Source organism: Candidatus Kuenenia stuttgartiensis (assembly GCF_900232105.1).
Lineage (GTDB): Bacteria > Planctomycetota > Brocadiia > Brocadiales > Brocadiaceae > Kuenenia > Kuenenia stuttgartiensis_A.
Genome location: NZ_LT934425.1, coordinates 453,634 through 478,902, shown reverse-complemented (window position 1 = coordinate 478,902; position 25,269 = coordinate 453,634). Strand labels below are relative to the sequence as shown.

Annotated in this window: 24 protein-coding genes; 15 read left to right on the top strand and 9 right to left on the bottom strand. The window is 42.0% G+C overall.

What is annotated here, in order from left to right; translation table 11 throughout:
- Positions 1–578 precede the first annotated feature (578 nt).
- The 4 genes from KSMBR1_RS02295 (at position 579) to KSMBR1_RS02280 (ending at position 5,527) form a co-directional block, all read left to right on the top strand.
- Positions 579–1,421: a glycine/sarcosine N-methyltransferase gene (locus tag KSMBR1_RS02295; protein WP_197705309.1), complete on the top strand. Its 843-nt coding sequence runs from the start codon at positions 579–581 to the stop codon at positions 1,419–1,421.
- Positions 1,418–2,290 carry an SAM-dependent methyltransferase gene (locus KSMBR1_RS02290; RefSeq protein ID WP_099323879.1) on the top strand — a complete coding sequence of 291 codons (873 nt, stop codon included), beginning with the start codon at positions 1,418–1,420 and terminating at the stop codon, positions 2,288–2,290. Before KSMBR1_RS02295 ends, KSMBR1_RS02290 begins: the two co-directional genes overlap by 4 nt.
- Positions 2,291–2,316: 26 nt before the next feature.
- Positions 2,317–4,275, top strand: a complete 1,959-nt coding sequence (locus KSMBR1_RS02285) for a glycine betaine uptake BCCT transporter (RefSeq protein ID WP_157820321.1) — start codon at positions 2,317–2,319, stop codon at positions 4,273–4,275.
- 682 nt (positions 4,276–4,957) lie between these two features.
- Positions 4,958–5,527 carry a nitroreductase family protein gene (locus KSMBR1_RS02280; RefSeq protein ID WP_099323877.1) on the top strand — a complete coding sequence of 190 codons (570 nt, stop codon included), beginning with the start codon at positions 4,958–4,960 and terminating at the stop codon, positions 5,525–5,527.
- 128 nt (positions 5,528–5,655) lie between these two features.
- Here KSMBR1_RS02280 and KSMBR1_RS02275 read toward each other — a convergent pair whose 3' ends face one another.
- The 5 genes from KSMBR1_RS02275 to KSMBR1_RS02255 form a co-directional block, all read right to left on the bottom strand.
- Complete coding sequence (locus tag KSMBR1_RS02275; RefSeq protein ID WP_099323876.1) at positions 5,656–7,920, bottom strand: PAS domain S-box protein; 2,265 nt, start codon at positions 7,918–7,920, stop codon at positions 5,656–5,658.
- Positions 7,921–8,216: 296 nt separating this feature from the next.
- Positions 8,217–8,609 carry a response regulator gene (locus KSMBR1_RS02270; protein WP_099323875.1) on the bottom strand — a complete coding sequence of 131 codons (393 nt, stop codon included), beginning with the start codon at positions 8,607–8,609 and terminating at the stop codon, positions 8,217–8,219.
- A gap of 64 nt (positions 8,610–8,673) precedes the next feature.
- Positions 8,674–8,943 carry a PleD family two-component system response regulator gene (locus KSMBR1_RS02265; RefSeq protein ID WP_099323874.1) on the bottom strand — a complete coding sequence of 90 codons (270 nt, stop codon included), beginning with the start codon at positions 8,941–8,943 and terminating at the stop codon, positions 8,674–8,676.
- A 277-nt stretch (positions 8,944–9,220) separates the two neighbouring features.
- On the bottom strand, positions 9,221–9,460 hold the full coding sequence (locus tag KSMBR1_RS02260) for a hypothetical protein (RefSeq protein ID WP_099323873.1): 240 nt from the start codon (positions 9,458–9,460) through the stop codon (positions 9,221–9,223).
- 464 nt (positions 9,461–9,924) lie between these two features.
- The gene (locus KSMBR1_RS02255) at positions 9,925–10,254 is read right to left on the bottom strand and encodes a hypothetical protein (protein ID WP_099323872.1); all 330 of its coding nucleotides are present in this window, start codon (positions 10,252–10,254) and stop codon (positions 9,925–9,927) included.
- Positions 10,255–11,354: 1,100 nt separating this feature from the next.
- Between KSMBR1_RS02255 and KSMBR1_RS02245 the strand changes: the two genes are divergently transcribed.
- The 11 genes from KSMBR1_RS02245 to KSMBR1_RS02190 all read left to right on the top strand — a co-directional run bounded on the left by KSMBR1_RS02245 (position 11,355) and on the right by KSMBR1_RS02190 (position 23,237).
- Positions 11,355–13,220 carry a nitrite reductase gene (locus tag KSMBR1_RS02245; RefSeq protein ID WP_197705308.1) on the top strand — a complete coding sequence of 622 codons (1,866 nt, stop codon included), beginning with the start codon at positions 11,355–11,357 and terminating at the stop codon, positions 13,218–13,220.
- A 70-nt stretch (positions 13,221–13,290) separates the two neighbouring features.
- Positions 13,291–13,716, top strand: coding sequence for a c-type cytochrome (locus KSMBR1_RS02240; protein ID WP_157820320.1), 426 nt, complete (start codon positions 13,291–13,293; stop codon positions 13,714–13,716).
- Entirely contained in the window at positions 13,716–15,425 is a 1,710-nt protein-coding gene (locus KSMBR1_RS02235; RefSeq protein ID WP_099323869.1) for a nitrite reductase, read from the top strand. The genes KSMBR1_RS02240 and KSMBR1_RS02235 overlap by 1 nt, the downstream gene beginning before the upstream one ends.
- Entirely contained in the window at positions 15,409–16,497 is a 1,089-nt protein-coding gene (locus KSMBR1_RS02230; protein ID WP_099323868.1) for a radical SAM/SPASM domain-containing protein, read from the top strand. The genes KSMBR1_RS02235 and KSMBR1_RS02230 overlap by 17 nt, the downstream gene beginning before the upstream one ends.
- A complete protein-coding gene (locus KSMBR1_RS02225) occupies positions 16,485–17,648 on the top strand; it encodes a cytochrome D1 domain-containing protein (RefSeq protein ID WP_197705307.1) in 1,164 nt (387 codons plus the stop codon). Before KSMBR1_RS02230 ends, KSMBR1_RS02225 begins: the two co-directional genes overlap by 13 nt.
- Before the next feature lie 26 nt (positions 17,649–17,674).
- Positions 17,675–18,073: an ATP-binding protein gene (locus KSMBR1_RS02220; protein WP_099323867.1), complete on the top strand. Its 399-nt coding sequence runs from the start codon at positions 17,675–17,677 to the stop codon at positions 18,071–18,073.
- Positions 18,074–18,234: 161 nt separating this feature from the next.
- A complete protein-coding gene (locus KSMBR1_RS02215) occupies positions 18,235–18,633 on the top strand; it encodes a hemerythrin domain-containing protein (RefSeq protein ID WP_099323866.1) in 399 nt (132 codons plus the stop codon).
- 716 nt (positions 18,634–19,349) lie between these two features.
- Entirely contained in the window at positions 19,350–20,381 is a 1,032-nt protein-coding gene (locus KSMBR1_RS02205) for an aldo/keto reductase (protein WP_164995171.1), read from the top strand.
- A 661-nt stretch (positions 20,382–21,042) separates the two neighbouring features.
- Positions 21,043–21,609, top strand: a complete 567-nt coding sequence (locus KSMBR1_RS02200; RefSeq protein ID WP_099323863.1) for a hypothetical protein — start codon at positions 21,043–21,045, stop codon at positions 21,607–21,609.
- A 380-nt stretch (positions 21,610–21,989) separates the two neighbouring features.
- Positions 21,990–22,526, top strand: coding sequence for a Fic/DOC family N-terminal domain-containing protein (locus KSMBR1_RS02195; RefSeq protein ID WP_099323862.1), 537 nt, complete (start codon positions 21,990–21,992; stop codon positions 22,524–22,526).
- 114 nt (positions 22,527–22,640) lie between these two features.
- Positions 22,641–23,237 carry a Fic family protein gene (locus KSMBR1_RS02190; RefSeq protein WP_099323861.1) on the top strand — a complete coding sequence of 199 codons (597 nt, stop codon included), beginning with the start codon at positions 22,641–22,643 and terminating at the stop codon, positions 23,235–23,237.
- Between the two features lie 122 nt (positions 23,238–23,359).
- On the opposite strand, the gene KSMBR1_RS23010 is transcribed toward KSMBR1_RS02190, so the two are convergent.
- The 4 genes from KSMBR1_RS23010 to KSMBR1_RS02170 all read right to left on the bottom strand — a co-directional run bounded on the left by KSMBR1_RS23010 (position 23,360) and on the right by KSMBR1_RS02170 (position 25,236).
- A complete protein-coding gene (locus KSMBR1_RS23010; protein ID WP_099323860.1) occupies positions 23,360–23,623 on the bottom strand; it encodes a type II toxin-antitoxin system RelE family toxin in 264 nt (87 codons plus the stop codon).
- Complete coding sequence (locus tag KSMBR1_RS02180; protein WP_099323859.1) at positions 23,610–23,795, bottom strand: hypothetical protein; 186 nt, start codon at positions 23,793–23,795, stop codon at positions 23,610–23,612. The genes KSMBR1_RS23010 and KSMBR1_RS02180 overlap by 14 nt, the downstream gene beginning before the upstream one ends.
- Before the next feature lie 385 nt (positions 23,796–24,180).
- Entirely contained in the window at positions 24,181–24,453 is a 273-nt protein-coding gene (locus KSMBR1_RS02175) for a hypothetical protein (RefSeq protein ID WP_099323858.1), read from the bottom strand.
- 57 nt (positions 24,454–24,510) lie between these two features.
- Complete coding sequence (locus KSMBR1_RS02170) at positions 24,511–25,236, bottom strand: hypothetical protein (RefSeq protein ID WP_099323857.1); 726 nt, start codon at positions 25,234–25,236, stop codon at positions 24,511–24,513.
- Positions 25,237–25,269 lie beyond the last annotated feature (33 nt).

Below are 25,269 nucleotides of genomic sequence, written 5' to 3'. Positions count from 1 at the left end.
ATAGGACTAAAGTATTACAATTCTTTGTAAAAAAACAAAATGTGTGAAGATATACAAAAAATCGTGAATGCACCCGTTTCGAACCCCGTCAGGTTTAATATACTCAGTTTGCAAAGACTATGTTGATTCATATGAAAATACTTTGTTTGCATACTACATAATTAAGGTCAGTTCAGTCAAGTGCATAGGTAATTAAAATTATTCACATGAGCAATAATTTGAGAATTGAATATTGAACATTTGACCCTGTCAGCGGAACTTGTAAAAGAGTATTCTGTTTTTTTCAAAAAAATAAAATGTTTCAAAAAATCATCATGTTATTTTGTTTCGGATTTCACCGTTAAATACTTTATCAAAAAATAAAAAAACTACTGATTTATAAAATGCTATGTCCTCGTTATCAGGCTTGATACAGGCAACCGGCAATCTGAAATACCTCGAAAGGGCTGTTTTAACAGCGTTTTTTATGGTTGACAAAAATTTACATGCTGGTTAGCATAAAAATACCGATCGACGAAACGTACCTATTTATCTTTTTATCGTATTAAAAATCTCCAGAGGAGGAATATCTATAAATTATGAAAATGAATACGAATACAAGTACAAAAAAGAACCACCAGGATTTCGGCAAAAATCCTCAATCTATCCGGCGAACCGATAATTACAAGGCTGAATACGTTCACAGTTTTGTGGAGAAATGGGACGAGTTGATCGACTGGGATGCCCGTGCCTCCAGTGAAGGAGAATTTTTTATCGAAGAACTCCGCCGCCGCGGCGCCCGTAAAATCCTCGACGTTGCGACCGGTACCGGCTTTCATTCTATCCGGCTCCTCAAAGCCGGTTTTGAAGTGGTCAGTGCTGATGGAAGCCCTGAAATGCTTGCCAAAGCCTTTGCTACCGGGCGTGAACACGGCTTTATTCTCCGCACGGTGCAGGCGGACTGGCGCTGGCTTAATCGGGATGTTCACGGCAAATTTGACGCCGTGATTTGCCTGGGAAATTCCTTTACCCATCTATTCAATGAACATGACCGGCGCAAAGCCCTCGCGGAATTTTACGCCGTCCTTCGCCATGATGGCATTCTTGTTCTCGACCAGCGGAATTATGACATTATTCTTGACGAAGGCTTCAAATCCAAACACACTTACTATTACTGCGGAGAAAACGTCAGAGCTGAACCCGAATATGTTGATGAAGGCCTGGCACGGTTTCGCTATGAATTCACCGACGGTTCCAATTTTCACCTGAATATGTTTCCCCTCCGAAAAGATTATACACGCAGACTCATGTTCGAAGTTGGTTTCCAGACAATTCGCACCGTCGGTGATTTCGAGGAAACTTACCATCAGGCAGATCCCGATTTCTTTATTCATCTCGCTGAGAAACGTTACGAAAATGAACCAGAGAAAATTGCCTTATGACTTATTCCCGGCCCGAAACAACCACCAGGGATTATTATAACGATCAAAGCGCAGACCGTTTTTATTACTCCGTATGGGGAGGTGAAGACATCCACATAGGGATCTATCGGTATCCTTCCGAGTCTATATTCGCGGCCAGCAGGCGCACAGTCGAAACCATGTGTGCCTTCCTTCCGCGGCTGAACGCCTCTACCCGGGTACTCGATATCGGTGCAGGTTACGGCGGCTCCGCACGGTATCTTGCCATGCAGTTCCAATGTGAGGTCACTTGCCTCAACCTCAGCGATGTCCAGAATCAAAAAAACCGCCAACAAACCGAAGAAGCCGGATTGGATTCACTCATCGAAGTTGTTGACGGCAGTTTTGAAAATATCCCGTTTTCCCCGAATAGCTTTGAGGTTGTCTGGTCACAGGATGCCATCCTTCACAGCGACGACCGCAAAAAAGTGCTGGAGGAAGTTCATCGTGTCCTCAAACCAGGCGGGGTCTTCATCTTTACAGACCCCATGCAAAGTGACGAATGCCCTAAGGAAGCTCTCGCCCCAGTGCTGGCGCGAATTCACCTCGAATCGCTTGGCTCGCCCGGTGTTTATCGCAAAATAGCCGCTCAACTTGGTTGGATTGAGCTAAAATTCGAAGATTTGTCTTCCCAACTCCCCATTCATTATAGACGTGTTTTAGAGGAAATTACCGGACGGGAAACAGAAATCGTCCGGCAGTGCACACCGGAATACATTGAGAGAATGAAAACAGGATTGGGTCACTGGATTAAGAACGGCGAGAAAGGGTATCTCAAATGGGGCATTTTCCTTTTTCAAAAACCGGATGTTTTCCATGATAGTTTTGTAGGCTCCAGACCGGTTCAATGATAGGGGGGGCGCATTTTCGCCATCTCATGAAGCATCATACGCCGGTTTTTTATGTTTCTGTCGTTCTAACTGCACTGCTGGTATTCTGGGGTTATTTTGCCCATGAGCACCTGGCCGATACTGCCCAAAGTACTCTCACCCTTACCATCAGCAATTTTGGCTGGTTTTATCTCTTATCCACCGCGGGGTTTGTCGGCTTTTGCCTCTATCTCATCTTCAGCCCTTATGCCTATATTAAACTCGGCAAACAGGATGATCCGCCTGAATATTCCTTTTCATCCTGGCTTGCGATGCTCTTCTCCGCCGGCATGGGTATCGGCCTCGTTTTCTTCGGCGTGGCTGAACCGATGAATCATTTCGCACACCCGCCTCACGGGCTGGCGGAACCACATTCGCCAGAAGCCGCCCGGATGGCGCTGCGCTATTCCTTCTTTCATTGGTGCCTCCATCCCTGGGCTATTTATGCGGTCATTGGCCTCTCCATGGCTTACGCCCAATTCCGGAGAGGAGAATCCGGATTGATCTGTACGGTCTTTCGCCCTCTTATCGGACGGAAAGTGGACGGTCCCATCGGCCAACTTATTGATATACTCGCCGTCCTTGCTACCGTTTGTGGAGTGGCTACTTCTCTTGGTCTAGGTACCCTACAAATAAACGGTGGTTTGCATCATATTTTTGGCGTTCCCAACACGGTTCCTATCCAAATGCTGATCATAGTTATTGTTACGGTTTTATATCTCATCTCGGCCAGCACAGGACTCAACAAAGGCATTCTCTATCTCAGCAACATTAATCTGCTTATCGCCGGACTCCTCCTCGCATTCGTCCTGGTTTGCGGTCCCACCGTGTTCATCCTGGATTCTTTTACCACCGTTCTCGGCAGCTATTTACACGAGTTCGTGAAGATGTCGTTCCGTCTCACTCCCTTCAGACAGGGTGATGAATGGGTTGGGTCGTGGACACTGTTTTACTGGTCATGGTGGATTGCATGGGCGCCCTTCGTCGGTACCTTTATCGCCCGCATCTCCAAAGGCCGGACTGTTCGCGAATTTGTGATAGGCGTTCTCTTCGTTCCGTCCGTTATCGGCGCCCTCTGGTTTGCCGCATTTGGAGGATCAGCCCTATATTTTGATCTTTTTCAGGATGGCAGTATTGCCGATGCCGTACAATCCGACATGACCTCTGCACTTTTCATTACCCTGGAGCAATTTCCCCTGGGCATCGTACTCGGCACCCTCGCTGCACTCCTTATCGTTACCTTTTTTGTTACTTCTGCCGACTCTGCCACATTCGTACTGGGCATGCTTACTACCAACGGCAGTGCAAACCCTCCCACTTCGACCAAGGTGATTTGGGGTATTCTCCTGTCTTCCATCGCGGCGGTACTGCTTTTCAGCGGCGGCCTGGCCGGATTACAAACAGCCTCCATCGTCACTGCCCTTCCCTTCGCAGTTATTATGGTTTTCATGTGCCTTGCCTTGTTTACCGCTCTTAGGAAGGACTGCCAAGTCACTCATCCGCGCACCCCTGAGTCTGAACCAAAAAACATTCTATGTCCGGTAGATTACTCCATATATTCAGAAAAGGCATTAAATTATGCAATAGAGATTGCCGGCAAATATGGATCAAAACTCTATTTGATACACGTACTTGATGCGCGTGTCCATGGTGTCAATGAGCCGGTGCTTTACCGCTTCAATATCGGGGATGAAAGTGCTATCAAAGAATTAAAGGAGAGACTGCTCAGATGCGTACAAGAAGACATCCGGAGCAAGATGCCCGTTGAGAGTATCATCGTACAGGGGGTTCCATTTGTTGAAATAGTTAAGGCGGCAAGGGAGTATGCTATCGACCTGATTGTAATGGGCACGCACGGCAGAACGGGTATATCCCATGCAATTATGGGCAGTGTTGCAGAAACGGTTGTACGCAAGGCGCACTGTCCGGTATTTACCGTTAGACAGGCGGAATATGATTCCGGTTAAATAAATCCAGATACAAGACAGTCGGCAATCGGCAATCCAATGTCATTAAGTTAAGGATATTTGATTAAAAGCAACCCCCTTTATCCTCTTTTTTAAAGGGGGACTTTTTGCTGCCGGCTGCTTAATTTAATGACATTGGTCTGCAATCTACAGTCGGTATATTGCCGATTGTAGATTGTAGATTGCAGACTGTAGAAGGTAGAAATTATGTAACACTTTAGTTCTATGAAAAAAAAACGCTCGTTCCCAAGCTCCGGCTTGGGAACGGGATTGTTTGAGAAGCTCCAGCTTCGAATGAAAAAGAGAATGGGCACATGTCAGCTTATACTTTTCAGTATATTATCAAGATATTTGGCGTCCTATTTTGAGCCGAATAATGCTTGCTGAGTGGAAGCGAGAGCTTCCAATACCATTGCGTTCCCAAGCCGGACAGACTGGGTCAAATGGACAATTTATCCTATTTTACGACAGGCATTCTCCACTTTAATGGGAAAAACAGCACTAAATAGGGTCGAAAACAGGCATAATGCGAGGAGTTGCCCCCACTTTTGAGGCAACAAAGTTCATTTGACCCAGTCTGCGGAGCTTGGGAACGAGCGTTTTTGTTTTTTCAAAAAACTAAAGTGTTACGAAATTATTATAAAAACCTAAACTTTTTGAGAAGTTATGAAGGAGGGCAAAAATGCTGAAAGATATGATTATAAAAAACAGAAGTTACCGGAGATTTTATCAGGAATTTCTGATAGAGAGGGAAGTATTGGAAACCCTTGTAGATTACGCACGACTTTCTGCATCTGCCGGCAACATGCAGCCGTTGAAATATATGCTTTCCTGTGACGTACAAAAGAATGCCTTAATATTCCCGCATCTTGCCTGGGCGGGTTACCTGCAGGACTGGCCCGGGCCTGTGGAAGGGGAGAGGCCTTCTGCATATATAGTAATGCTTGGGGATACCACTATCAGCAAAAACTTTTGGTGCGACCATGGCGTTGCGGCGCAGAGTATTCTCCTTGGGGCAACGGAAAATGGGCTTGGTGGATGTATTATTGGATCAATACAGAAAGAAGGATTGCGAAACGTATTGAACATTCCCGGTGAGTATGAAATCCTTCTTGTATTGGCGCTGGGAAAACCGAAGGAGAAGGTGCTTATTGAGCCGGTGGGCAGCGACGGGGACATAAAATACTGGAGGGACAAGGAAATGATACACCATGTACCGAAGCGGGCGTTAGTGGAAATTATTATTCCTTAGACAGGGCTTGTAACTTTTCAATCGGCAGTCCACAATCTACAGTCGGCAGTCCTCAATCTGCAATTTGATGACTGTAGACTGCCGACCGTGTCATATTCTCCATTAATAAGAAAGCAGGGGGCATTAACTTATCTGGAAGTAACAATGGCTTCAACCCTGTTTCCTCCATCGTTTTTCGCTTTGTAGAAGGCCTTATTTGCGAGCGTCACCAAAGGTTCCACTTCGGATGCGTGTTCCGGAAATGAGGAGATGCCGATGCTGATAGTAATGTTTACCTGATTGCCTGAAGCCGGATCATGAAAACCGGTATATTCTACGCGTTGTCTGATTCCGTCTGCTTTCACCAGCGCCCTTGTGGCAAAGGTTGCCGGCATAATAATGGCGAATTCCGCTTTATCATACCTTGCTATAATATCGGAATTACTGACCGAGTCGCTTAAGACTCCCGCTATCTGCTGCAGGAGGAGATTCCCCGCATTATTGGAGCCGTATGTTTCGGTTGTCGCTTTGTGATTGTCGGGACCCAATATAAGAAGGCTTAGGTTTTCGTCCCTTCTTTTTGCCACTGCGAGTTGCTTTGTCAATAGTTCTGTAAAATACCGTTTATTGTATATTCCTTGAAATTCGTCCATCACGTTTGTATGTTTTGCTATCTCAAGAAGTTCCAATTTGTGCAGAGCGAGCGCTGCCGTTTCTGTATAATTAGACATAAGCCTTTGGGTTTTTTTGTTTTTCCATGTGCTGAATTCTTTTTTCATCATGAGCACCATACCTGCTGTCTTGTTTCCAATAATGATGGGAAAACAAACATACCCGCCTCTTTTCCCGTGTGTTACAATACATTCACACGGAGATTCGGTGGTAATATCATTTACGATGGATTTTTTCCCGGTATTCATTACTTTGCACAGTGAAGGGTCAAGTATTGCTTCCTTATGTATTAATTCCCCGGCGTGCATTACAGGGTCAATGACCGGCAGGTAAAGCATGTTTTTTTCCTTGTCAAGCATGATTGCGGCAGCGATGTCCGGAGCAAAGTTTTTTTGCAGTGCAGAGACAAGATGTTTAAAAAGAGCTTCTTCCTGTACATCTTCTTCGTTGATGATTGTAGAAAAAGACATCAGGTCTTCCAATTCTTTAATGTGCCTGATCCGCTCTTCTTCCATCAGTTTACGTTCGGTGATATCCTCTTTTACAATGATAAAGTGGGTGATTTTGCCCTCATGGTTTCTGATTGGAGAGAGATATACATTTTCCCAATACATTTCACCGTTCTTCTTTTTGCAGCAAAATTCTCCATTAAGTTCTTTCCCCGAAAGAAGGGTCTTCCATAGTTCTGCAAACTCTTCGGAAGAAATGTTTTCCGGCTTGAGAACGCGGGGGTTTTTCCCGATAACCTCTTTGGCGGTGTAACCGCTTGATTCTGTGAACCGTGGATTAACGTATTCTATGATGCCCCTGGAATTGGTTATAATGGTGATGACGGGACTTTGTTCGATGGCGCGTGAAAATTTACTTAATTCTTCCTCAGCTTTTAAGCGTTCGGTGATGTCTTCTTTTACCGCGATAAAATGAGTGATGCTGTCTGATTGGTTTTTTACGGGAGATATATATGCATATTCCCAATACAAATCGCCGTTCTTTTTTTTGTTACGAAATTTTCCCTGCCATTCTTTTCCAGAAGTAATTGTCTTCCATAAATGGTCAAATTCCTCTGCCAGAATATTGTCTGGTTTTAAGATATTCGGGTTTTTCCCAACTACCTCTTCAGGCGCATAGCCGGTCAACTGAGTAAACTTGGGGTTGACGTATTCAATAATGCCTTTTGCGTTGGTGATTACTACGGTGCATGGACTTTGTTCTATTGCGCGTGATAATTTGCGCAGGTCTTCTTCTGCCCTTAAATGTCCGGACAATTCCTCTCTAAGCCTCTTGTTTTCTTTTGCAAGTGCTTCTGTTGTGGCGTTTTCATAGTCAACAAATGGTTTGTCCCTGCCGGAAATGCTTTGCTGTAAACCTCCCGAAGTATTAACTATAGCGGTTCTGTAAATGGTGCAACCATTCTCATCTTTGTTTTTTATGCTGATCAATTGGAGGGTTGTACGGTGGTGCCCTTTTGCTGAAATGATTATTTCAGAAATTACCTGTTCAATAGAATGTTCGCATTGTTTCAGATGATTTAAAAAAATATCAGAAGTTTCTGCCGTCACAAAATCAAGAAAAGAAGTATTTGTTAATTTATTTTGTTCTACTCCCAGCAGCTTTGCCCCGGTTTGGTTTATTTCCCGTATAAGACCATTGCTATCTAAAGAGACATAGCCAATGGGAGAAGTATTATAAAGGTTTTTATAATAATTGCATGACTCTTCTAATGTCTTAAGTGTTTTTTGCATAGTTGTTTTTAAATCTCCATTAATGGGAAGTTATTTTACGGTTCATGAGAAAGATGTATTCAATGTATTGTGTTTCTTTTTTGGTAACTATTCGGGGAATAGATCTTTTTAGTGAGATTACATGGTTTCGGCAGAATGGTTTTGTGCTCAGTTTTTTCCATAAACAACCTTAAGGGTTTCCATGTAATTTGAAAATTCTTTTAATTGTATTTGTATCTTTTCTGAATGTCTTTCCTTTGCGCATGCTTCTATAATCATTGCCAATTCAGATTCTTTAAGGTCGGGGATTACTGTAACTACGTTTCTCCCGCTTTGTTCTGCACCGGCATTTGCAAATCCATTAATAAGATATCATACTTTTTTAACTTAAATTTTTCTACACCGATCTTTCCATTCTCTGCAATATCAATGTTGGCGCTGTTTTTTAAATATGACTGAACGACAATGCGGTTATAAATATAATCTTCAACGAGAAGGATATTCAATAAATCAATATCTTCACGATTATTCGGCAAGTCTTCTCTTATTGGTTCCTTCGTGAGAGTTTGTGTTTTTCTCACGGCAAGACCGATGGTATTTAAAAGTTCACTACGTTTTACCGGCTTGACAATATACGATGGGATGCATTCCAGATTTTTTGCAAAAAAACAATCAGTAGGGGTTAACAGTAACGTAGAGACAGGTTTCAAGCCTGTCTTTTACCGCTTGAAAATGACAGAAACAACCCTGACAGGGTTCCAAACCCTGTCAGGGTTAATCAAACAAGATGTTTGCGATACAATACCTGTTAGCCAACATGTAGGTGCGAATATTTGCAAAAAATCGGGAATGCACCCCTAATTTTTTAGCCCTGTCAGAATCGCTGTTTCTGTTGTCAGAGTTAAGCATCATAACCGTTATTCCATCAAGTTTCGGATCGTTTTTAATATTTTCCGCAACCTGAAACCCATCCATGCCTGGCATGCGGCAGTCCGGCAGAAGTACCCAAAAGGGTGTGTCCGCAATAGTTGCATCCTTAAGCATCTCCAGCACTTATTCTCCGCATGACGCCTCCGATACAATAGCTCCCCAACCTGAAAGCATTTCCATCAAAATTAAGCGGTTCGTGTCATTGTCATCTAAAATAAGGACTTTGACTCCGTTTAAATTTCCGGGTTGGATTTCTTCACGCGACTTTTGTTCCGCATCCCAGACCGGAAGTCGGGTTTAGTTCATAGAAGAAAGCTGGTTATCCTTTAACTCCGCCATTTATGGCGGAGATCAGTATAACGAAAACATCGGCTTTAGCCGTGACTTCCAGTCAGCGATCAAACTCAAATCCATTATTTAATCTTGATGCAATCTTATTTTTGGAAAAGAAACCGGGCATTGCGTGAATCTCGCTGATAACGGAGTCTTCCATAAAATATTTTGCCTCTTCAAGGACAAGTAAATAATCTTCTTTTGGTATTATGTGGATTAATTCCCTTAAATCAAATGTCTTTAAAACAACTTTCAGCATGTCCCTGAGTTCCTTCTCTGCCATTTGTAACGCAAACATCTTTTCATAATAATATCAGGTCTACCCTGCCGAACCACCGCCGATAATAATCACATCATAATGCATCTTTTCTCCCATGCATATTAAAACCTATACTTCATGCCAAGAAACAACAAATATGCCTTTGCTTTCACAATGCTTTCGTCAAAGTCGCCTCCAACGATTTTGCCTGAGCTGAAGTCATCCTCGCCTGATATCATAAATTGGGAGGCTACGCCGAATTCTCACTTATCCCACCATTCGCGGGTTCACTCATTAGAAGGCTTTTGTCCTTGACAAAAGCCTTCTAATGAGTGAACCCGCCGGGAGTTGTGTAATGTTTTACGCTGAATAGTTACTAAAATTCAAAACAAATCCAAAACATACCTGTCTGCGTGCGATCACGCACAGACAGGCAGCAATATGAATCACTAAATGTTAGACACGAAAGATGTATTTGTTTAGAATTTCGAATCATTTTGTCATTAGAATTTGTTTCGTATTTCACAATTATCGGATTTCACCATTAAGTATTTTGCCTGAAAGTACAAAGAAGTAACTGATAAGATACTAAGTCTTCTCCGTATCGCTGCGCTGAAAAATTTTAACCCTGTTACGTCCTTCATTTTTAGCCTGGTATATGCCTTGTCCGCATAATCAATCAAAATGTCAGAGTTTAAGTCCGGATCGGAAATCGTCGTTGCAATCCCCATACTGACGGTAACCAGGCCGCAAACATGCGACTCCTGAAGGGCAATTTTTGGCGCATCAATGTTTATACGTAGTTTATACGTATGTTTTCCGCTATCTGGCATGCACCTTCTAACTCCATATCAGGCAAGACCGCGACAAATTCTTCTCCTCCGTATTTTTCTTGAGGTGTAACCGTTGGAATTCAGGAAAAATTTGAGTTGAAAATGTACGTCCGGAGAATCGTCAACCATGCGTATACTCATGGTAATCCCTTCCATTCTGATTGTGTTGTTTAGTTGCGGGAATTTATAAATATTTAGTATTTTGAAATAATACAATGGTAGCGAAATATAAATAACCAACATAGGCAATTTTTATACAGAAGCTCCGTAGGGGGCTAAAATAGCCTGAATAAGGGTGCTTGGTGAACCGCCCTAAAAGCGACGGGATTGTAATTATTTTTCAACATAAGTCAATGATTTTATGATGTCCCCAGAATGTTAGCTTCAAATTCTTTTCACATGTGCATAACATATTGCAAAAGGAAATACAGTTTTATAATTCATATTGTAAAAGGCGTATTCCGCAAGATCAGTGGTATAAGGGAAATAGGACTATTGATATGTACTTCTGAAAATAAGGAACAGAATGTGTTAATCATTATGGTATGCAAGTTTTCATCATTGAATTCGGGATATTACCGTAACCGAAGATTTGAACAACTTGTATATATAGATAGATTTTCACTTTTGATCTTCACAAATAATAACCAGCTAAGTGAAAACCCGGGACTGATGAAAAATATTATAAGTTGTCAGTAATTGGGCAAAAGCCGATGGTTCCTCTCTGATAGTCAATTGCTCCCTCCGCCTGATATATAGTCAAACAAATCTGATTTTAGAACCTTAGCGGTAATTTGGCTTTTTGGAAAATGGGGGCGAAGCATTTGCATGCGTACAGCATAATTCCTTCAACGTAGCGGGGTTGACGTATGTACAGCATTTTACGTCTCTCTCTTATATGCAGGCAAATGCTTCGCCCCTACCTGTAATGTTTTTCGAAAAATAGATTTATTTGACTATAGTACAGATTACTTCTCGGCCTTGGTAATACAAATCGCAGTCATATATTACCTTTAATTAAAGAAAAAGGGCTGTAATAAAGGTATCTGCAAGGCTTTTAAGCCCTGCACAAAGCACTTCGGTAAACGAAAGGAGGATGTATGAAGTTATGGTTGGTAATTGTGATATCCGTTTTCTCATTTGTGATTATGGGTACTGGCGTTGTTCAGAAGGCTGAGGCCGAGCTTTCGGAAGAAGGTCGTCAGGTGGCAAAACCTAATGCGGAGGCGCAGCTTTCAGGAGAAGAATATAAGAAGGCAAACGTTGTTCAGAAGGTTGAGGCTGAGCTTTCGGAAGAAGGTCGTCAGGTGGCAAAACCTAATGCGGAGGCACAGCTTTCAGGAGAAGAATATAAGAAGGCAAACGTTGTTCAGAAGGCTGAGGCTGAGCTTTCGGAAGAAGGTCGTCAGGTGGCAAAACCTAATGCGGAGGTGCAGCTTTCAGGAGAAGAATATAAGAAGGCAAACTGGGAGTATTTTAACAGATGCGGCGGATGTCATGGTATGCTAAGGAAAGGTGCAACGGGTAATGCCCTTACACCTGACAGGACGAAGCCTATGGGCACGGAGAGACTCAAAAATATAATCTTTAACGGAACGAAAGGCGGTATGCCAGGATGGGGCGCAGGTGTTAATATTTATACGATGGAAGATGCTGAGCTCCTTGCGAAGTATATCCAAATGGAGCCGGAGGTTCCGCCTGAGTTTAACATGAAAGACATCAGGGCGACATGGAAAGTTTATGTGCCGGTTGAAAAGAGACCTACAAAACCTGTGCACCATAGAAACTGGGAGAATTTCTTTGGAGTAATTTTGAGGGACGCCGGTAAGATTGCCATAATTGACGGCGATACCAAAGAGGTAGTATCTGTTCTGGATTCGGGGTTTGCCGTGCATACCCTCAGGTATTCAAAATCAGGCAGATACCTCTATACGATTGGCAGGGACGCCAAGGCGACACTCGTTGACCTCTGGATGGACCCTATACAGACTATTGCAGAGGTTAAGACCGGGCTTGATGCTAGGTCAATTGAGAGCAGTAAGTATAAAGGCAGAAAGGGGGACTTTGTTGATAAGCTTGCCGTGGTGGGAAATTACTGGCCTCCAAGCTACGTTATCCTTGATGGTCTTACGCTTGAGCCGCTGAAGATTGTAAGCACAAGGAGCTACACCTATGATACACAGGAATACCATGTTGAGCCAAGGGTGGCTTCTATCGTTGCATCGCATTTTGCCCCTGAATGGGTGTTAAATGTTAAAGAGACAGGACTCATCCTGCTTGTGGATTACTCTGACATAAAAAATCTCAAGGTCACTACAATTGAATCGGAGAGATTCCTCCATGACGGCGGATGGGACAAATCACACAGATATTTTCTCGTTGCAGCCAACATGAGGGATAAGCTTGTTGTTGTTGATACAAAGACAAAAAAGCTTGAGGCTATTGTAGAGACCGGTATTAAACCTCACCCCGGAAGGGGGACAAACTTTAAGGACCCCGAATACGGATGGGTTTATGCAACACCGCATCTCGGAGAAGCGGCAGTGGCCCTTGTATGCACAAAACCAAGACATGACAAGACTGAAAACAGATGGAAGGTAGTAAGAAAGCTCAAGGTTGCAGGGGACGGCGGATTGTTTATCAAGACCCATCCAAAGAGCCACCACCTGTGGGTAGACCATACACTCTCAAAAGATGTAGATGCACAAAGAAGCGTTACGGTTTACGATATCAGGCATCTTGACAAGGAACCAAAAGTATTGAAACTTACAGACAAGGGCAGGATTGTCCATATGGAATATAATAAAGGGGGCGATGAGTTATGGATATCTGTCTGGGATAGGGAAGGAGAGATTATTGTATTTGACGATGAAACGCTTACAGAGAAGGCAAGGATCACAGATCCAAGACTTGTAACTCCGACGGGCAAATTTAATGTCTATAACACAAGGCTTGATATTTACTAAAACTTAGGCCTGGATGCCGGAAGGGAAGCCTTCCGGCATCCAAAATTTAGATGTTAAGGAGGGTAGTAATATGGGTTTAATGGCAATCAAAACAGCGATTATTGCGTTTATATTGATAGTGCCGATGTCTGTCCATGCGGAGGATGTACAGACGGCTAAAAAAATTCCGGAAAAATACCTTGCTATCAAGAATCCGTATGCAGGAAGTAGTAAATTAGTAGCGCTTGAGAGGGGCCGGTCTGTTTATTCAAGGAAGTGTGCGAAGTGTCATGGGGAAAATGGCGATGGTGTAGGTGGTATATTGGAAGGATTCGCATTGCCCGTTTTTAATAAAGAGTTTTTTTCACAAAAAGAGGATGGATATATATTCTGGTTAATAGAGCAGGGTTTGTCTGGTACCCTGATGCCTTCTTTCGGGCCCGACAGCGGTGATAATCTCTCGGCAGATGATATATGGAAAGCGATAATCTTTGTGCGCGAGAGGTTTGGTAAATAATGCCTGTACACGGTAAAAGCTTATTCGTAACGGCAGGAGGCATACTGTTTATTGTTATCTGCACAAGCTTTATTACAGTGCCCGTCCTGAATGCTTCTACTAAAGATGAACTGCTTTATCAGGCATATTGCTCATCGTGTCATCATCCTCAAAGGATGGGAACAACTGCCTCTGCGCTTCTGCCTGCACTTTTAAAAAATCTTTCTGATAAAGACCTTGCAGACATTATTAAGAATGGGCTTCCAGCAACACAAATGCCTTCTTTCGACTACCTGAACGATGAAGAAATAAATATGATTGTGGCATTTATCAGAAAGCCTATGTCCGTGGAATGGAAAGAAGATGACATAAAAAAAAGCCTTGAAATCACAGGTGGGGATGCAGAGCCGTTAAAGATAAAAGACATAAAAAACCTCATTGTAGTTGTTGAGAGGGGCATTAACAGGGTATGGGTCATGGAAGGAGACAGCATACTAGATAAGTTTGATTTCAGCAATATTCACGGCGGTCTGAAGTTTACGCCTGATGCGAAGAAGTTTTTCATACCGGCAAGAGACGGCTGGGTCGGAATGTATGATACCGACAGGGGGTTTTATGGAAGGATAAGGGTATGTGTGAATTTAAGGAATATATCGCTTTCAAGAGACGGAAGTCGGTTGTTTGCTGCATGTATTCTTCCGGAAGCTATCGTTGCTATTGATGTTGAAAGCATAAAGAAGGGCAGCGACCCTGTATTAAAGGTTATCCCTGTTAAAGGAAAGATCAATGCTATATACGAGCTTCACTCGAGGGATGAGGCGATATTTACATTCAGGGATAAACCGCTTATTGGGATAATCAATACGAAAAGTCTTTCTATTGACTATATAAAGATCATGAATCCTTTTGATGATTTTTTTATAGATCCGCTTGATTCCTATGTAATAGGAAGCTCAAGAAACGGCAAGCTTCTTCAGGTATACAGCATTGAAGACAGAAAACAGATCTTTGAATATCCGATAGAAAGCATGCCACATCTTTTTTCTGCATCCTACTGGTATGATAAAGGCTCGTTTTATTTTGCCACTGCGCATATAGGAAAGACATACCTGACGATATGGCGGATGTATGACTGGGCGTTTTTGGGGAAGATAGACGTTGGCGGGAGCGGTTTTTTTGTGAGGACAAACTCCAATAATCCGTATTTATGGGTTGATAACGGCAGCGATGAACTCGTCTTAATAGACAAAAGGGAACTTTCACAGAAAAGAATAGTTCCTGTAAAAGGCAAAAAGATGATGCATACCGAAATAAGCGGAGACGGCGGCACTGCATATTTAAGTATCTATGAAAACGACGGAAGTCTTATCGTGTATGATGCGCTTACATTGAAGGAGCAAAAGAGATTTCCCGCAAGCCTGCCTGTTGGAAAATATAATTTTGTAAATAAAAACAGGCGCTATGACCCAATTCAACTTGGCGGGGAGGTCTTCAGGCAAAAGTGCTGGGGATGCCACCATCCCACGTATGAGGCGTTTGGCCCTTCTTTCAGATGGATATATGAAAACAGTAACGAAAATATGATAAGGGCATATATAACAAACCCCCAGACCGCATACAAGACCCTCGGCTATGCGAAGGCAACTATGCCGGAGATAAAGACAGGCGCAGAAGAGGTGGAGTTTCTTCTTAGTTTTATAAAGGAATCCGCAAATGCTAAGGATAACTGAATACGTAAAAGATTCTCTTTCCAAAAAAGGTTGCAGACCATTTAGCGGCGCTATTGTTATATGGAATATTACAAACAACTGCAATCTCACATGCAAACACTGCTACGCATATGCAAATCAGATAAAAGGTAAAGAACTTGGCAGTGAAGATACAATAAGTCTTATACAACAGTTTAAACAGTCAGCGGTAAAATTAGCAATACTTTCAGGCGGTGAACCGCTTATGAGGAAGGATATCTTCGATATAACCTGCGAACTGAAAAAGGCAGGGATAAAGACTTATCTCTCAACAAACGGTATTCTTATAGGGGAAGATAATATAAACAGAATAAAAGAGCAGCTTGACTACATAGGCATAAGTATAGACGGAGAGACGGGGATACATGACTCATTCAGGGGCAGAAAGGGTGCATTTGAGGATTCGCTGAGGGCGATAAGATTGTGCCTGAAAAACGGTCTGAAGGTCGGTGTGAGATTCACGCTTACTGAAAACACGCAGAAGAGCCTTCCGTTTATATTTGAGCTTGCCCGTAAGGAAGGCATACAGAAGATATATATATCACACTTGGTATATTCAGGCAGGGCCGGAGATTTGCATGATGTAGACCGCGATGGCTACAGGCGGGCGATAGGCTTTATACTTGAAAAGTCTTTTGAATATGTGGATAACAATATTCCGATAAATGTTGTGACGGGCAACAATGACGCAGATGCCGTGATGCTTCTTAATGCTGTTAAAAAGAGATACCCCTATATATATGACGGACTTTATGAAAGGTTAAGGACATGGGGAGGGAATCAGGCAGGAAAGCGGCTTGTGAATATTGACTCTGAAGGCAATGTAAAACCCGATCCGTTTTTTTCTGATGCAGTTGGAAATGTGAGGACAAGGAGTTTCTGTGAGATATGGAATTCAAACGGCATCCTTTCAAGGCTTAGAGAGAGCCCGCGGAGGCTCCATGGCAGATGCGGAAAATGCGCTTATATTGAGATATGCAACGGAAATTCAAGGGCAAGGGCGTATATCAGATACGGAGATTATTTTGAGGAGGATCCGGCATGTCATATATAAGGTTTAAATCCGGTAAGACCAGCCATTCCGGACAAAACGAAGCAATCCCGTGTTCTTATACAAAATTGTTTTATGCCATTTTTATGGTAGTTACAACAGGAATATTTATTCTTTACACTCTTACGTCTGCTTTTGCAGAGAAGATTTATGTTGTTGAAAGGGAGAGGGAAAGGCTTGCTGTAATAGAGAACGGTGTTCTTTCCGGGGAGATTGGAAATCTTGGAAACCTCAACCATGCAACTGTAAAATTTAATAAAAACTTTATGTATGTGATAAGCAGGGACGGCTACCTTTCGCAAATAGAGACAGTCTCTGACAGCCTCATAAAGCAGGTTAAGGTCGGTAAAAGCGGTATAGGCTTTATATTTACCGGAGATATGGTGGCGGTTGCAAACTATGACCCTCATGATGTGGTTATACTTGACGAGAGCCTTAGCACATTAAAAAAGATTGAGACAAACTCAAAAAACGTAGGTATAAAATCGTGGAAGCGGTTTCTGATATTTGCCCTCATGGATAAAGATGAGATATGGGTGCTTGATTCGGAAAAGAATTTTGAAGTGCATAAGATGATAAAAAATGCGGGCGGTATGCCTTTTGACGCACTTATGTCTGAGAATAAATATATAGTTGGACTTTTTAATAAGGGAAGCGTTGGTATGCTTGACGTAAATACCATGAACTATTCCAGAAGGAATTTGAGGAGGGGCGAAGGTGAGGCGATATTTAAGATACCTCATTTTGGCACGTGGGGAGTGTATAAGGACAGCGCATTTATCCCGGCAGTCGGAGAGAGGAGGCTTCATATTGTAGATATCAACAGCTTTAAGCACAGCGGCTATATTGATTTGACAGGGCTTCCCGTATTTGTTGCCGTCTCTCCTGACGGCAGGTATATTGCGGTAAACTACAGCGGTGATAAGGAAGATTTTCTGACGGTGGTAGACGCTAAAAGCAGAAAGGTCTTAAACGATATAAAGGCGGGAAAGAGGATAATGCATATAAGATTTTCTGAAGATAGCAGGAGGCTTTATCTCTCATCTTATTTTGATAATACTGTAAGAGTCCTTGATACAAATGAATGGAAGGTCTTAGACGAGATAACAGTTCCTACTCCATCCGGGATATTTATATTGCCGGATGAATCATAAATGTTAAATCTGAAACGGATATTTTTATGAAGGTAAAAAGGAAAATCATTCAGATTGTTGAAGAATTGTGTGATGGCTGTGGAAATTGTATACCCGCTTGTCCGGAGCAGGCAATTCAAATTGTTGAAACTAAAGATGGCATCAAAGCAAAGCTTGTAAAAGAATTTTACTGTGACGGTCTTGGGGCGTGTCTTGGCTCCTGCCCTACAGGTGCATTGACAATCAAAGAAAAAGAATCTGAAGCATACAGTGAGGAAGCAACTGTTGAACGAATAAAAGAAGTTGCACCGGAAATGTTAGAAACACATCTGATGCATATGAAGGAACACGCCGGGGCATTACATGACCTTCAGGTGAATGCTGCAAAGAAAATCAACTTAAATAAAACTGTTTATGAATTAACAGAGGGTAACTATTCAGCGTAATTTATTAAACTACCGGAGATCAGAGTACAACTGCGTTCCCAAACAGATACTTCACTATGTTCAGTACAAGGTTTGGGAACGAGCCGTGTATCGTTTACGCTGAATAGTTACAAGTCAAGCGTGATAAATATTTGTAAAATTAAAGAAAGGAGAAGTGGCATATGGGGGCAACTGTAGACAGTTTTAAAGCTACACACAAGGCAGCAATCGATTTATTGGGACAAATTGATTCTCAGAGTGGACAAAAAAGGTTGGATACACTTAACAGCTTAAAGGATGCTTTACTGGCACACGTAGCAGAAGAAAATAAGGTTATAACAGAATCAATGGGGAAGTCCGACAATGTATTTTTTAAATCAGCCGCACAGTCGTTTATAGACGAACTCGGGAAGATTGCCGAAAATGCATTATTGCCATTCTTCAATAAATATTCAACACCTGATGCTGTAGATAGCGGTGATTTTGTATCTGACTTCGATGGTATAAAAAGTGCGCTTGCAGGTAGGATAGCGTTTGAGGAAGGAACGTTTTATCCGGAGCTTGAAAAGATAGGTTATTGATGAGTTCGTTGATTTTCTCAGTTAAAACCGTGCGTATTTCATTTGTATTGATAGTGCCGGTAACGGTATTTGCGGGGGGTCACACCCGGTTAGAAAAGCTCCGGAGGAATACCTCGTAAAAAGGAATCCATTTGCCGCGAGCGATAAATCATCACTGGAGAGGGGTACGTATATTTTTTCAGGGAAGTGTGCAAGGTGTCATGGGAAAAATAGTGATGGAGTCGGTTCCATACTGGAAGGGTACACAATGCCGGTTTTTAACAAAGAGTTTTTTTTTCGAAAAGAGTAGATGGAGATATCTTCTGTATAGTAGAGTATGGAATACCGGATACCCCCATCCATGCTTATGGACCAGGCAGCGATCATAATCTTTCAGCAGCCGATGTATGGAAAACGATAACCTTTGTACGCATGCAGTTTAGCAAATAAGTTAGAAATCTCCTCTAAAAAGAGGGGATTTAAGGGGCGGGGGGGTGTTATACCTTATATACATCTCCACGACCTCACGCCGGAGGAGATTGCGATTGTTGAGGGAAAAAGATGGAGCAAATCGCATACAGGGAGTGGTCGTTCCATTGGCAGTCAAAGTTTTATAAAGAAAATGGAGCGGAAACTTGATAGGATATTTAAATTAAGGCCACGGGGAAGACTGATAAATGGGATGTGTCTCCAATAAAACCATGTATACAGAAAACATATTTTATAAAATTCTTAAAATGGCACTTGAGAACGATAAACTTACTAATCGCAGGAATTTTCTCAAAGGGTCTTTTGCAGTTGCCTTTGGTTTGAACTTTCCGGAAAGTATAAATACGATGTTCCCCGGAGAAAAAGTATCTTCTCCCTCAGAAGCTGGAAAAGGGGGAGGTGTGCCAAAACGCCGTTTGGGAAAAACCGAAGGAATGGTTTCCATGCTCTGTGTTGGTGGATATCACATCGGTCGGATGAAAGATGAACATTATGCCGTCCGAATGATTCATGCCGCACTGGATGAAGGCGTTAATTTCTTTGATTCTGCCTGGTCTTACAATAATGGTGACAGCGAGATAAGAATTGGAAAAGCGCTCAAAGATAGGCGTGACGGGGCATTTATCATGACAAAAACGCGAGCACGAGACAGAGTTGCCGCTTCAAAAGAATTGCACGAAAGCCTCCGGCGATTACAAACTGATTGCCTTGATTTATGGCAATTTCACGACGTGCAAACGATGGAGGATGTTGAATCCATTTTTAGCAAGGGCGGGGCTATTGAGGCGGCTATCAATGCCAAAAAAGAAGGAAAGATACGCCATGTGGGAGTTACCGGACATCGGAATTCGGAAGCGCTGGTGAATGTCATTCAAAAATACCACCATCTCCTGGAAACTGTGCAGATGCCGATAAATCTTGTAGATCCGCATTATTTGAGTTTTATTAAACTGGTCATTCCGGAAGCCGTAAAGTATGACATTGGAATCCTCGCAATGAAAACAACGGCAAATGGAGTATTACTGGAAGATAAAGTGGCAACCATAAAAGAATGCTTATATTATGCATGGAGTCAGTCGGTAAGCACGTTGGTTTCTGGTATGGACAGCATTGAACAGCTTAAAGAAAATGTTTCATATGCGCAACAGTTTGAAAAACTCTCGGGAAAAGACCAATCCATGCTGCTTGCACGGACAGAACCGTTTTGTGGTATCAAAACGGAGTTTTACAAACACCCCTCCCAAAAATGGCGTATTTATCCGGCGAAGCCACGGTATTAGCATAAGATATAGCCAACAAGAAGGATCGACTGGAGCAATTGCAATTGTTTTGTTAGCCGGTATTTTTTTTATACTCCGGAAGGAACTGAAAATCTTTTTTAAAACACTGTGTCCAACGTATATTATTTGCCATGGAATATAAGAACGCTATTCCTTTAGCGTGTCTTCAATAGTATCATACAGCCCCGGAAACACGTTCTGCCGTAATGTCTTTTTCGGCCTCTCTTTCGCCCTTCTGCCAATTCTTGTGCCACCAGTACGCTTGTATCATGGTCAATAAGACCAGCCTTAACGGCCATCCGTATTTCTGCGGTGTTTAATCCTCGGCTGTTGTAGCTAGGATATTTTGTTCGTGTTCAGTAAGTTTTTGTACCGGTGCACTGTTAACGAGGGTTTTTGGTATTAATATGATTTTTCCACCCTCTTGCTGTGCCTCTAACATAGCCCCTTACCGCAGGTATTCTCCTTTATTTTACCTCTTTGAAGCCTCCAATACGGTTATTCCAACCAATTAAGTTGGGAGCATTCCCGATTTTTTGTAAATTTTGGCAGCAATTTTTCATGGCCATAAGCGGACTCATTACCCACCCTTTAGTCTTCCCAAGAGGGGAATACTTGGAGTCCCCTCTTGGGAGGGGTAAGGGGGTGGGTTCACGTTATAATGAATAATTTTGAATGCTCTCTCCATGAATTTACACACATTCAAGTAAAATATCAGTCAACGGCTTTCTTTTTTACAAAAAATCGGGAATACACCCGTTACATCTCTTCTTACATAGATAATTTTAAACTTATACTTAAGTGTGCCAACTCGATGATGTTTATTGATCCACATCTTGACCCTACGAAACCCCGGTATCAAGATTTACAAAGGGTTTTTTCGTCTATGGCAGGACGCTCTCCTGCTCCACCTATCGAAATTCACAGGGTTTGTTATGTAAGGTCAGGTCGTTCTCGACAAGTTTTACCTGAAAGCGATTGGAAAAGTTGTTTTCACGCACTTTCAAGTTCATTGCTATCTGCAGGATTATTCGCTGATGTCTTCATATGGGATAACTTTCACGATAGATTTATAATCAGCGATCTCGTGGGTATAAGCGCACAGAACGGGTTTGATACGACTACTCATCCGGGAAGTAAAACCACTTGGAACAGACTTGGCCGTCAGGAAAGAGATGATGTCCAGCGGGAATTTGACCCGGCAAGTGGACGGCATAATCTAAAGTAAAGGTTCAGGGCGCCATAAAAATAGTGATAATAATGTAGCGGCAGCACAACTAACCCCGGATCACCTTGCCTGGGTTCGACACGGGTACACTCCAGGTTTTTTGTAACCCTTTACATCTGCCAGTAACGAAAATGAAAGCGATATACGAAAGACAATGCAGATACATCGGCTTGCCTGATGATGAAGATGATTTTAATTTTACTGAAAGGTTTATTGCCTTAAAAACAGATTGATGAGGAAATTACACTTAATGCTTTGATAAAAAACAACTTATCCCAAATAAAACTACCGGAAGGAAAGTAAACTTAAATATTGATAAGTTTACTTTTTCAAGTTAAAGTAAACTTATTTGAAAATAAATTTACTTTCCTAAGGTGATAATGAAAAAGACACTCGATATAGAATCCTTCAGAGCGGGTCATTTTGAGAAAGGTACCGGCTACAGCTATTTTGTGCCAGAGCCTATCAATAATCAATGGCAGTGGAAGGATGCCCAACTCAGCACTTTACTGGAAAAAGCATCTATCAGCTTAGGCGAACTTAACTCCTTTGCACGGCTGGTGCCCAATATTGACCTGTTTATTCAATTACACGTCACCAAAGAGGCCGTTATTTCAAGCCGGATTGAAGGTACGCAAACCAACATTGACGAAGCTTTATTGCCGGAAGAGGAAATAAACCCTGAAAGGCGGAACGATTGGCTGGAAGTACGCAACTATTCGGAGGCCATGAAACATGCAATAAAAGACTTGGAAAAACTCCCGCTTTCATCCAGGCTGCTCTGTAAAACCCATGAGAGACTCCTCCCAGGAGTGAGAGGAAAACATAAAATGCCAGGTGCATTTCGCAAAAGTCAAAACTGGATTGGCGGAGCAAGTTTGAATGATGCAGTATTTATTCCGCCGGCGTATACTTAGGCGCTGTAAATAAATTAACGTCTCACTTTGAAGCCTTGATTGCATGTTTCCAGAGCATGAAATTGATCTACTTGATACCTTTATTTATTTACAGTGCCTTACGTCAATGAATTAATGGGTGATCTCGAAAATTTTTTACACAACGAAGACATACACGTACCCGCACTTATCCGTATCGGTATTGCTCATTATCAATTTGAAACCATACACCCTTTTTTGGATGGCAACGGACGAATAGGCCGGTTGCTGATCACACTCTATTTGGTAAGCAAAAAAATATTGCAACAGCCCCTTCTTTATCTCTCGGTATTTTTTGAGAAAAATAAAAGTCTGTATTACGACAACCTGACCCGTGTGCGGGAAAAAAATGACCTGATACACTGGTTAAAGTATTTTTTGACAGGTGTGGATGAAACAGCCCGGCAGGCATCCAACACACTTTCGGAAATATTAAAATTAAAAGAAAATGTAGAAAACACCTTACGTAATACAGCAGGCAGACGCGCCCATACAGCGCTCGTTTTGCTCTCATATCTGTTCAAAGAGCCTTTTATCCATGTAAAGCAGGCAGAGGAAATATGCAACCTAAGCACAAAAGCCGCTAATGGACTGGTTAACCTGTTTGTGCAACAAGGCATTTTGAAAGAGGTAAGCGGCAAGACCCGCTATCGCCTTTTCCTCTTTGAGCCATATTTGAATTTATTTAAGTAGGGTGATTAAATTCAGGGGACACCATACTTAATTACTGCGTCAATAATTAAATATGGTGTCCCCTGAATTCTGCTGTCGTCTCGGTTGGTATTTCAACATATCGTTCTCGAGTCAGTAATGTTTTACCTCTTATAAGCATCCCTTCTATGTCGAACATGATAAATAATTACCCTCTTATTATCAGTATCGACTTGATAAATTATACGATAATCTCCAACTCGTAAACGATAGCTTGACTCAGAGCCTTTCATTTTTCCGGATTGAACTGGAAAAGGATTCTCCGCGAGACTTTCAATAACATTAAGAACCTTTGGAATAAATTGTCTATCAACTTTTCCCGGATCATGTTCTAACGAACTCCTCGGCTCAATCTTATAAGAGCCCATCGGCTTTTAACCTTTTTTTAAGTTCTTCAAGACTAATGGATGGTTCATCTTTGCGCTCGGCTATAATTGTCAGGTCGTGAATATCTTCTAACAGTTCTTCATAATCCTCAAGCGGCAAAATAACAGATGTTTTATTACCTGATTCATCTACTATAAATCGAGTAGTCACCATTTCACTCCTTTCGTATGATTATTTAAATCAGATCTGTGAAAATTAATGAACTGAATGTATCAAGATATTTTACGGTGGGTCGTGGGGGGGCAAACCTAATCTATTGACAATTTGATGTTTCTTCCCAAAACGATTATACATTTAACCGTTTTAATTACAAGGATATGTTGGAATTGATTAATATTCAGGTAAATCCATTTACCTCTATTATAAATCCCTGTTTAATCTTCCTTTTAAACAAGAATTGCCTGATATCGCCCCTGATAGAGATGCCTGGAACGTTTATGCTATTGGCTCTTTTGTCAATAGATAAGGTTTGACCCTTTGACCCTGCTAATATTTAAGATGTGACTCTTTTGCTCTCCCCTTGACAAACCAGTCCACCTTATCTTTTATTAATAAGATGCTCGTAATTTCTTTCAGATTTTCCGTTATGCCATGGAATCTTTTGCTGGCATTTTGGACATATAACAGCATCTTTATGTATTTTGCTCATACAATAAGGGCATTGTTTGCCACCAGAAAAGAATGAAAACAATAATCCAAACGGGCCAAAAATAACACCTAAAAAAAACCATCTAATGGCATTTCCACCCTTGCTATTTGCAACCATTGCGGCACCTATTCCAAATAAAAACCATGTAATAAGGAATTCCATATATACGTCCTCTAAAACTTATATAAAAATAAAATAGTAAATTAAGTATAGTGTCCCCTAAATTCTATGAAACTTAATGCCAACTGATTGAAGGATGGGAATTGCACGCTCGAGCTCGAAAACGGCTCGAGCAAGTGTTTCGTTTTGGCCGCAAACATCAGAATAAAGTAGAATTGCTTCTCGTGTGAATTCAAAAATTAACCAGACATGAATCATATACAAATGAGAGGCAATTGGCTTAACGAAGTGTGGAAGATGTGACACTTCAATTGAGTTTGACTCTCCCTCCCAGTTTTTAAGGAAATTCAAAAATATTTTTGGGTCTTGCGGGTGAACAATCTTTGACAATTGTCCATAGAAGCGTTGACTGCCTTCCGGTGCGTTTTTAACATTGGGTATCACACCTGTCTTCGCAATACCTTTCCGCAGCTCTAGAACTCGAGTTAGAAACTCATAGTCCTGGCGGATGGCTGGACATGCTTTGATATATTGCCCCTCCGCTATGAGAGTCTCAACATGCCCCAAACCTTGTACGAACGAAACAAGTAAGAGGATTCGTTCCTTGTTGCTCTCAGAACTGCTAGCAGTTGTTGGAGTATACGATTTGTGCAGGTGCTTTAGTATGGCAAGGAGATGCCGCTTGGCTTGTACCATCTGCCAATCGCTATTATATATGGTGCTGGTGCGAGTAGTTGCACCTGAGGCATTTATCTCCACATGTAGCTCGTCAGCAAGCATTAAGAAGTTGGGAAGATCGTTGATCCAATCAGATTTAATGGGCATAAGACAGAAACTCCCAAAATAAATGTACAAAAA

What these genes read in the sequence shown, in the direction of transcription:
- KSMBR1_RS02295 (WP_197705309.1), top strand. Translation starts at nt 579, where the DNA reads ATGAAAATGAATACGAATACAAGTACAAAAAAGAACCACCAGGATTTC.
- KSMBR1_RS02290 (WP_099323879.1), top strand. Translation starts at nt 1,418, where the DNA reads ATGACTTATTCCCGGCCCGAAACAACCACCAGGGATTATTATAACGAT.
- KSMBR1_RS02285 (WP_157820321.1), top strand. Translation starts at nt 2,317, where the DNA reads ATGAAGCATCATACGCCGGTTTTTTATGTTTCTGTCGTTCTAACTGCA.
- KSMBR1_RS02280 (WP_099323877.1), top strand. Translation starts at nt 4,958, where the DNA reads ATGCTGAAAGATATGATTATAAAAAACAGAAGTTACCGGAGATTTTAT.
- KSMBR1_RS02275 (WP_099323876.1), bottom strand. Translation starts at nt 7,920, where the DNA reads ATGCAAAAAACACTTAAGACATTAGAAGAGTCATGCAATTATTATAAA.
- KSMBR1_RS02265 (WP_099323874.1), bottom strand. Translation starts at nt 8,943, where the DNA reads ATGCTTAAGGATGCAACTATTGCGGACACACCCTTTTGGGTACTTCTG.
- KSMBR1_RS02260 (WP_099323873.1), bottom strand. Translation starts at nt 9,460, where the DNA reads ATGTTTGCGTTACAAATGGCAGAGAAGGAACTCAGGGACATGCTGAAA.
- KSMBR1_RS02255 (WP_099323872.1), bottom strand. Translation starts at nt 10,254, where the DNA reads ATGCCAGATAGCGGAAAACATACGTATAAACTACGTATAAACATTGAT.
- KSMBR1_RS02245 (WP_197705308.1), top strand. Translation starts at nt 11,355, where the DNA reads ATGAAGTTATGGTTGGTAATTGTGATATCCGTTTTCTCATTTGTGATT.
- KSMBR1_RS02240 (WP_157820320.1), top strand. Translation starts at nt 13,291, where the DNA reads ATGGGTTTAATGGCAATCAAAACAGCGATTATTGCGTTTATATTGATA.
- KSMBR1_RS02235 (WP_099323869.1), top strand. Translation starts at nt 13,716, where the DNA reads ATGCCTGTACACGGTAAAAGCTTATTCGTAACGGCAGGAGGCATACTG.
- KSMBR1_RS02230 (WP_099323868.1), top strand. Translation starts at nt 15,409, where the DNA reads ATGCTAAGGATAACTGAATACGTAAAAGATTCTCTTTCCAAAAAAGGT.
- KSMBR1_RS02225 (WP_197705307.1), top strand. Translation starts at nt 16,485, where the DNA reads ATGTCATATATAAGGTTTAAATCCGGTAAGACCAGCCATTCCGGACAA.
- KSMBR1_RS02220 (WP_099323867.1), top strand. Translation starts at nt 17,675, where the DNA reads ATGAAGGTAAAAAGGAAAATCATTCAGATTGTTGAAGAATTGTGTGAT.
- KSMBR1_RS02215 (WP_099323866.1), top strand. Translation starts at nt 18,235, where the DNA reads ATGGGGGCAACTGTAGACAGTTTTAAAGCTACACACAAGGCAGCAATC.
- KSMBR1_RS02205 (WP_164995171.1), top strand. Translation starts at nt 19,350, where the DNA reads ATGGCACTTGAGAACGATAAACTTACTAATCGCAGGAATTTTCTCAAA.
- KSMBR1_RS02200 (WP_099323863.1), top strand. Translation starts at nt 21,043, where the DNA reads ATGAATAATTTTGAATGCTCTCTCCATGAATTTACACACATTCAAGTA.
- KSMBR1_RS02195 (WP_099323862.1), top strand. Translation starts at nt 21,990, where the DNA reads ATGAAAAAGACACTCGATATAGAATCCTTCAGAGCGGGTCATTTTGAG.
- KSMBR1_RS02190 (WP_099323861.1), top strand. Translation starts at nt 22,641, where the DNA reads ATGGGTGATCTCGAAAATTTTTTACACAACGAAGACATACACGTACCC.
- KSMBR1_RS23010 (WP_099323860.1), bottom strand. Translation starts at nt 23,623, where the DNA reads ATGGGCTCTTATAAGATTGAGCCGAGGAGTTCGTTAGAACATGATCCG.
- KSMBR1_RS02180 (WP_099323859.1), bottom strand. Translation starts at nt 23,795, where the DNA reads ATGGTGACTACTCGATTTATAGTAGATGAATCAGGTAATAAAACATCT.
- KSMBR1_RS02175 (WP_099323858.1), bottom strand. Translation starts at nt 24,453, where the DNA reads ATGGAATTCCTTATTACATGGTTTTTATTTGGAATAGGTGCCGCAATG.
- KSMBR1_RS02170 (WP_099323857.1), bottom strand. Translation starts at nt 25,236, where the DNA reads ATGCCCATTAAATCTGATTGGATCAACGATCTTCCCAACTTCTTAATG.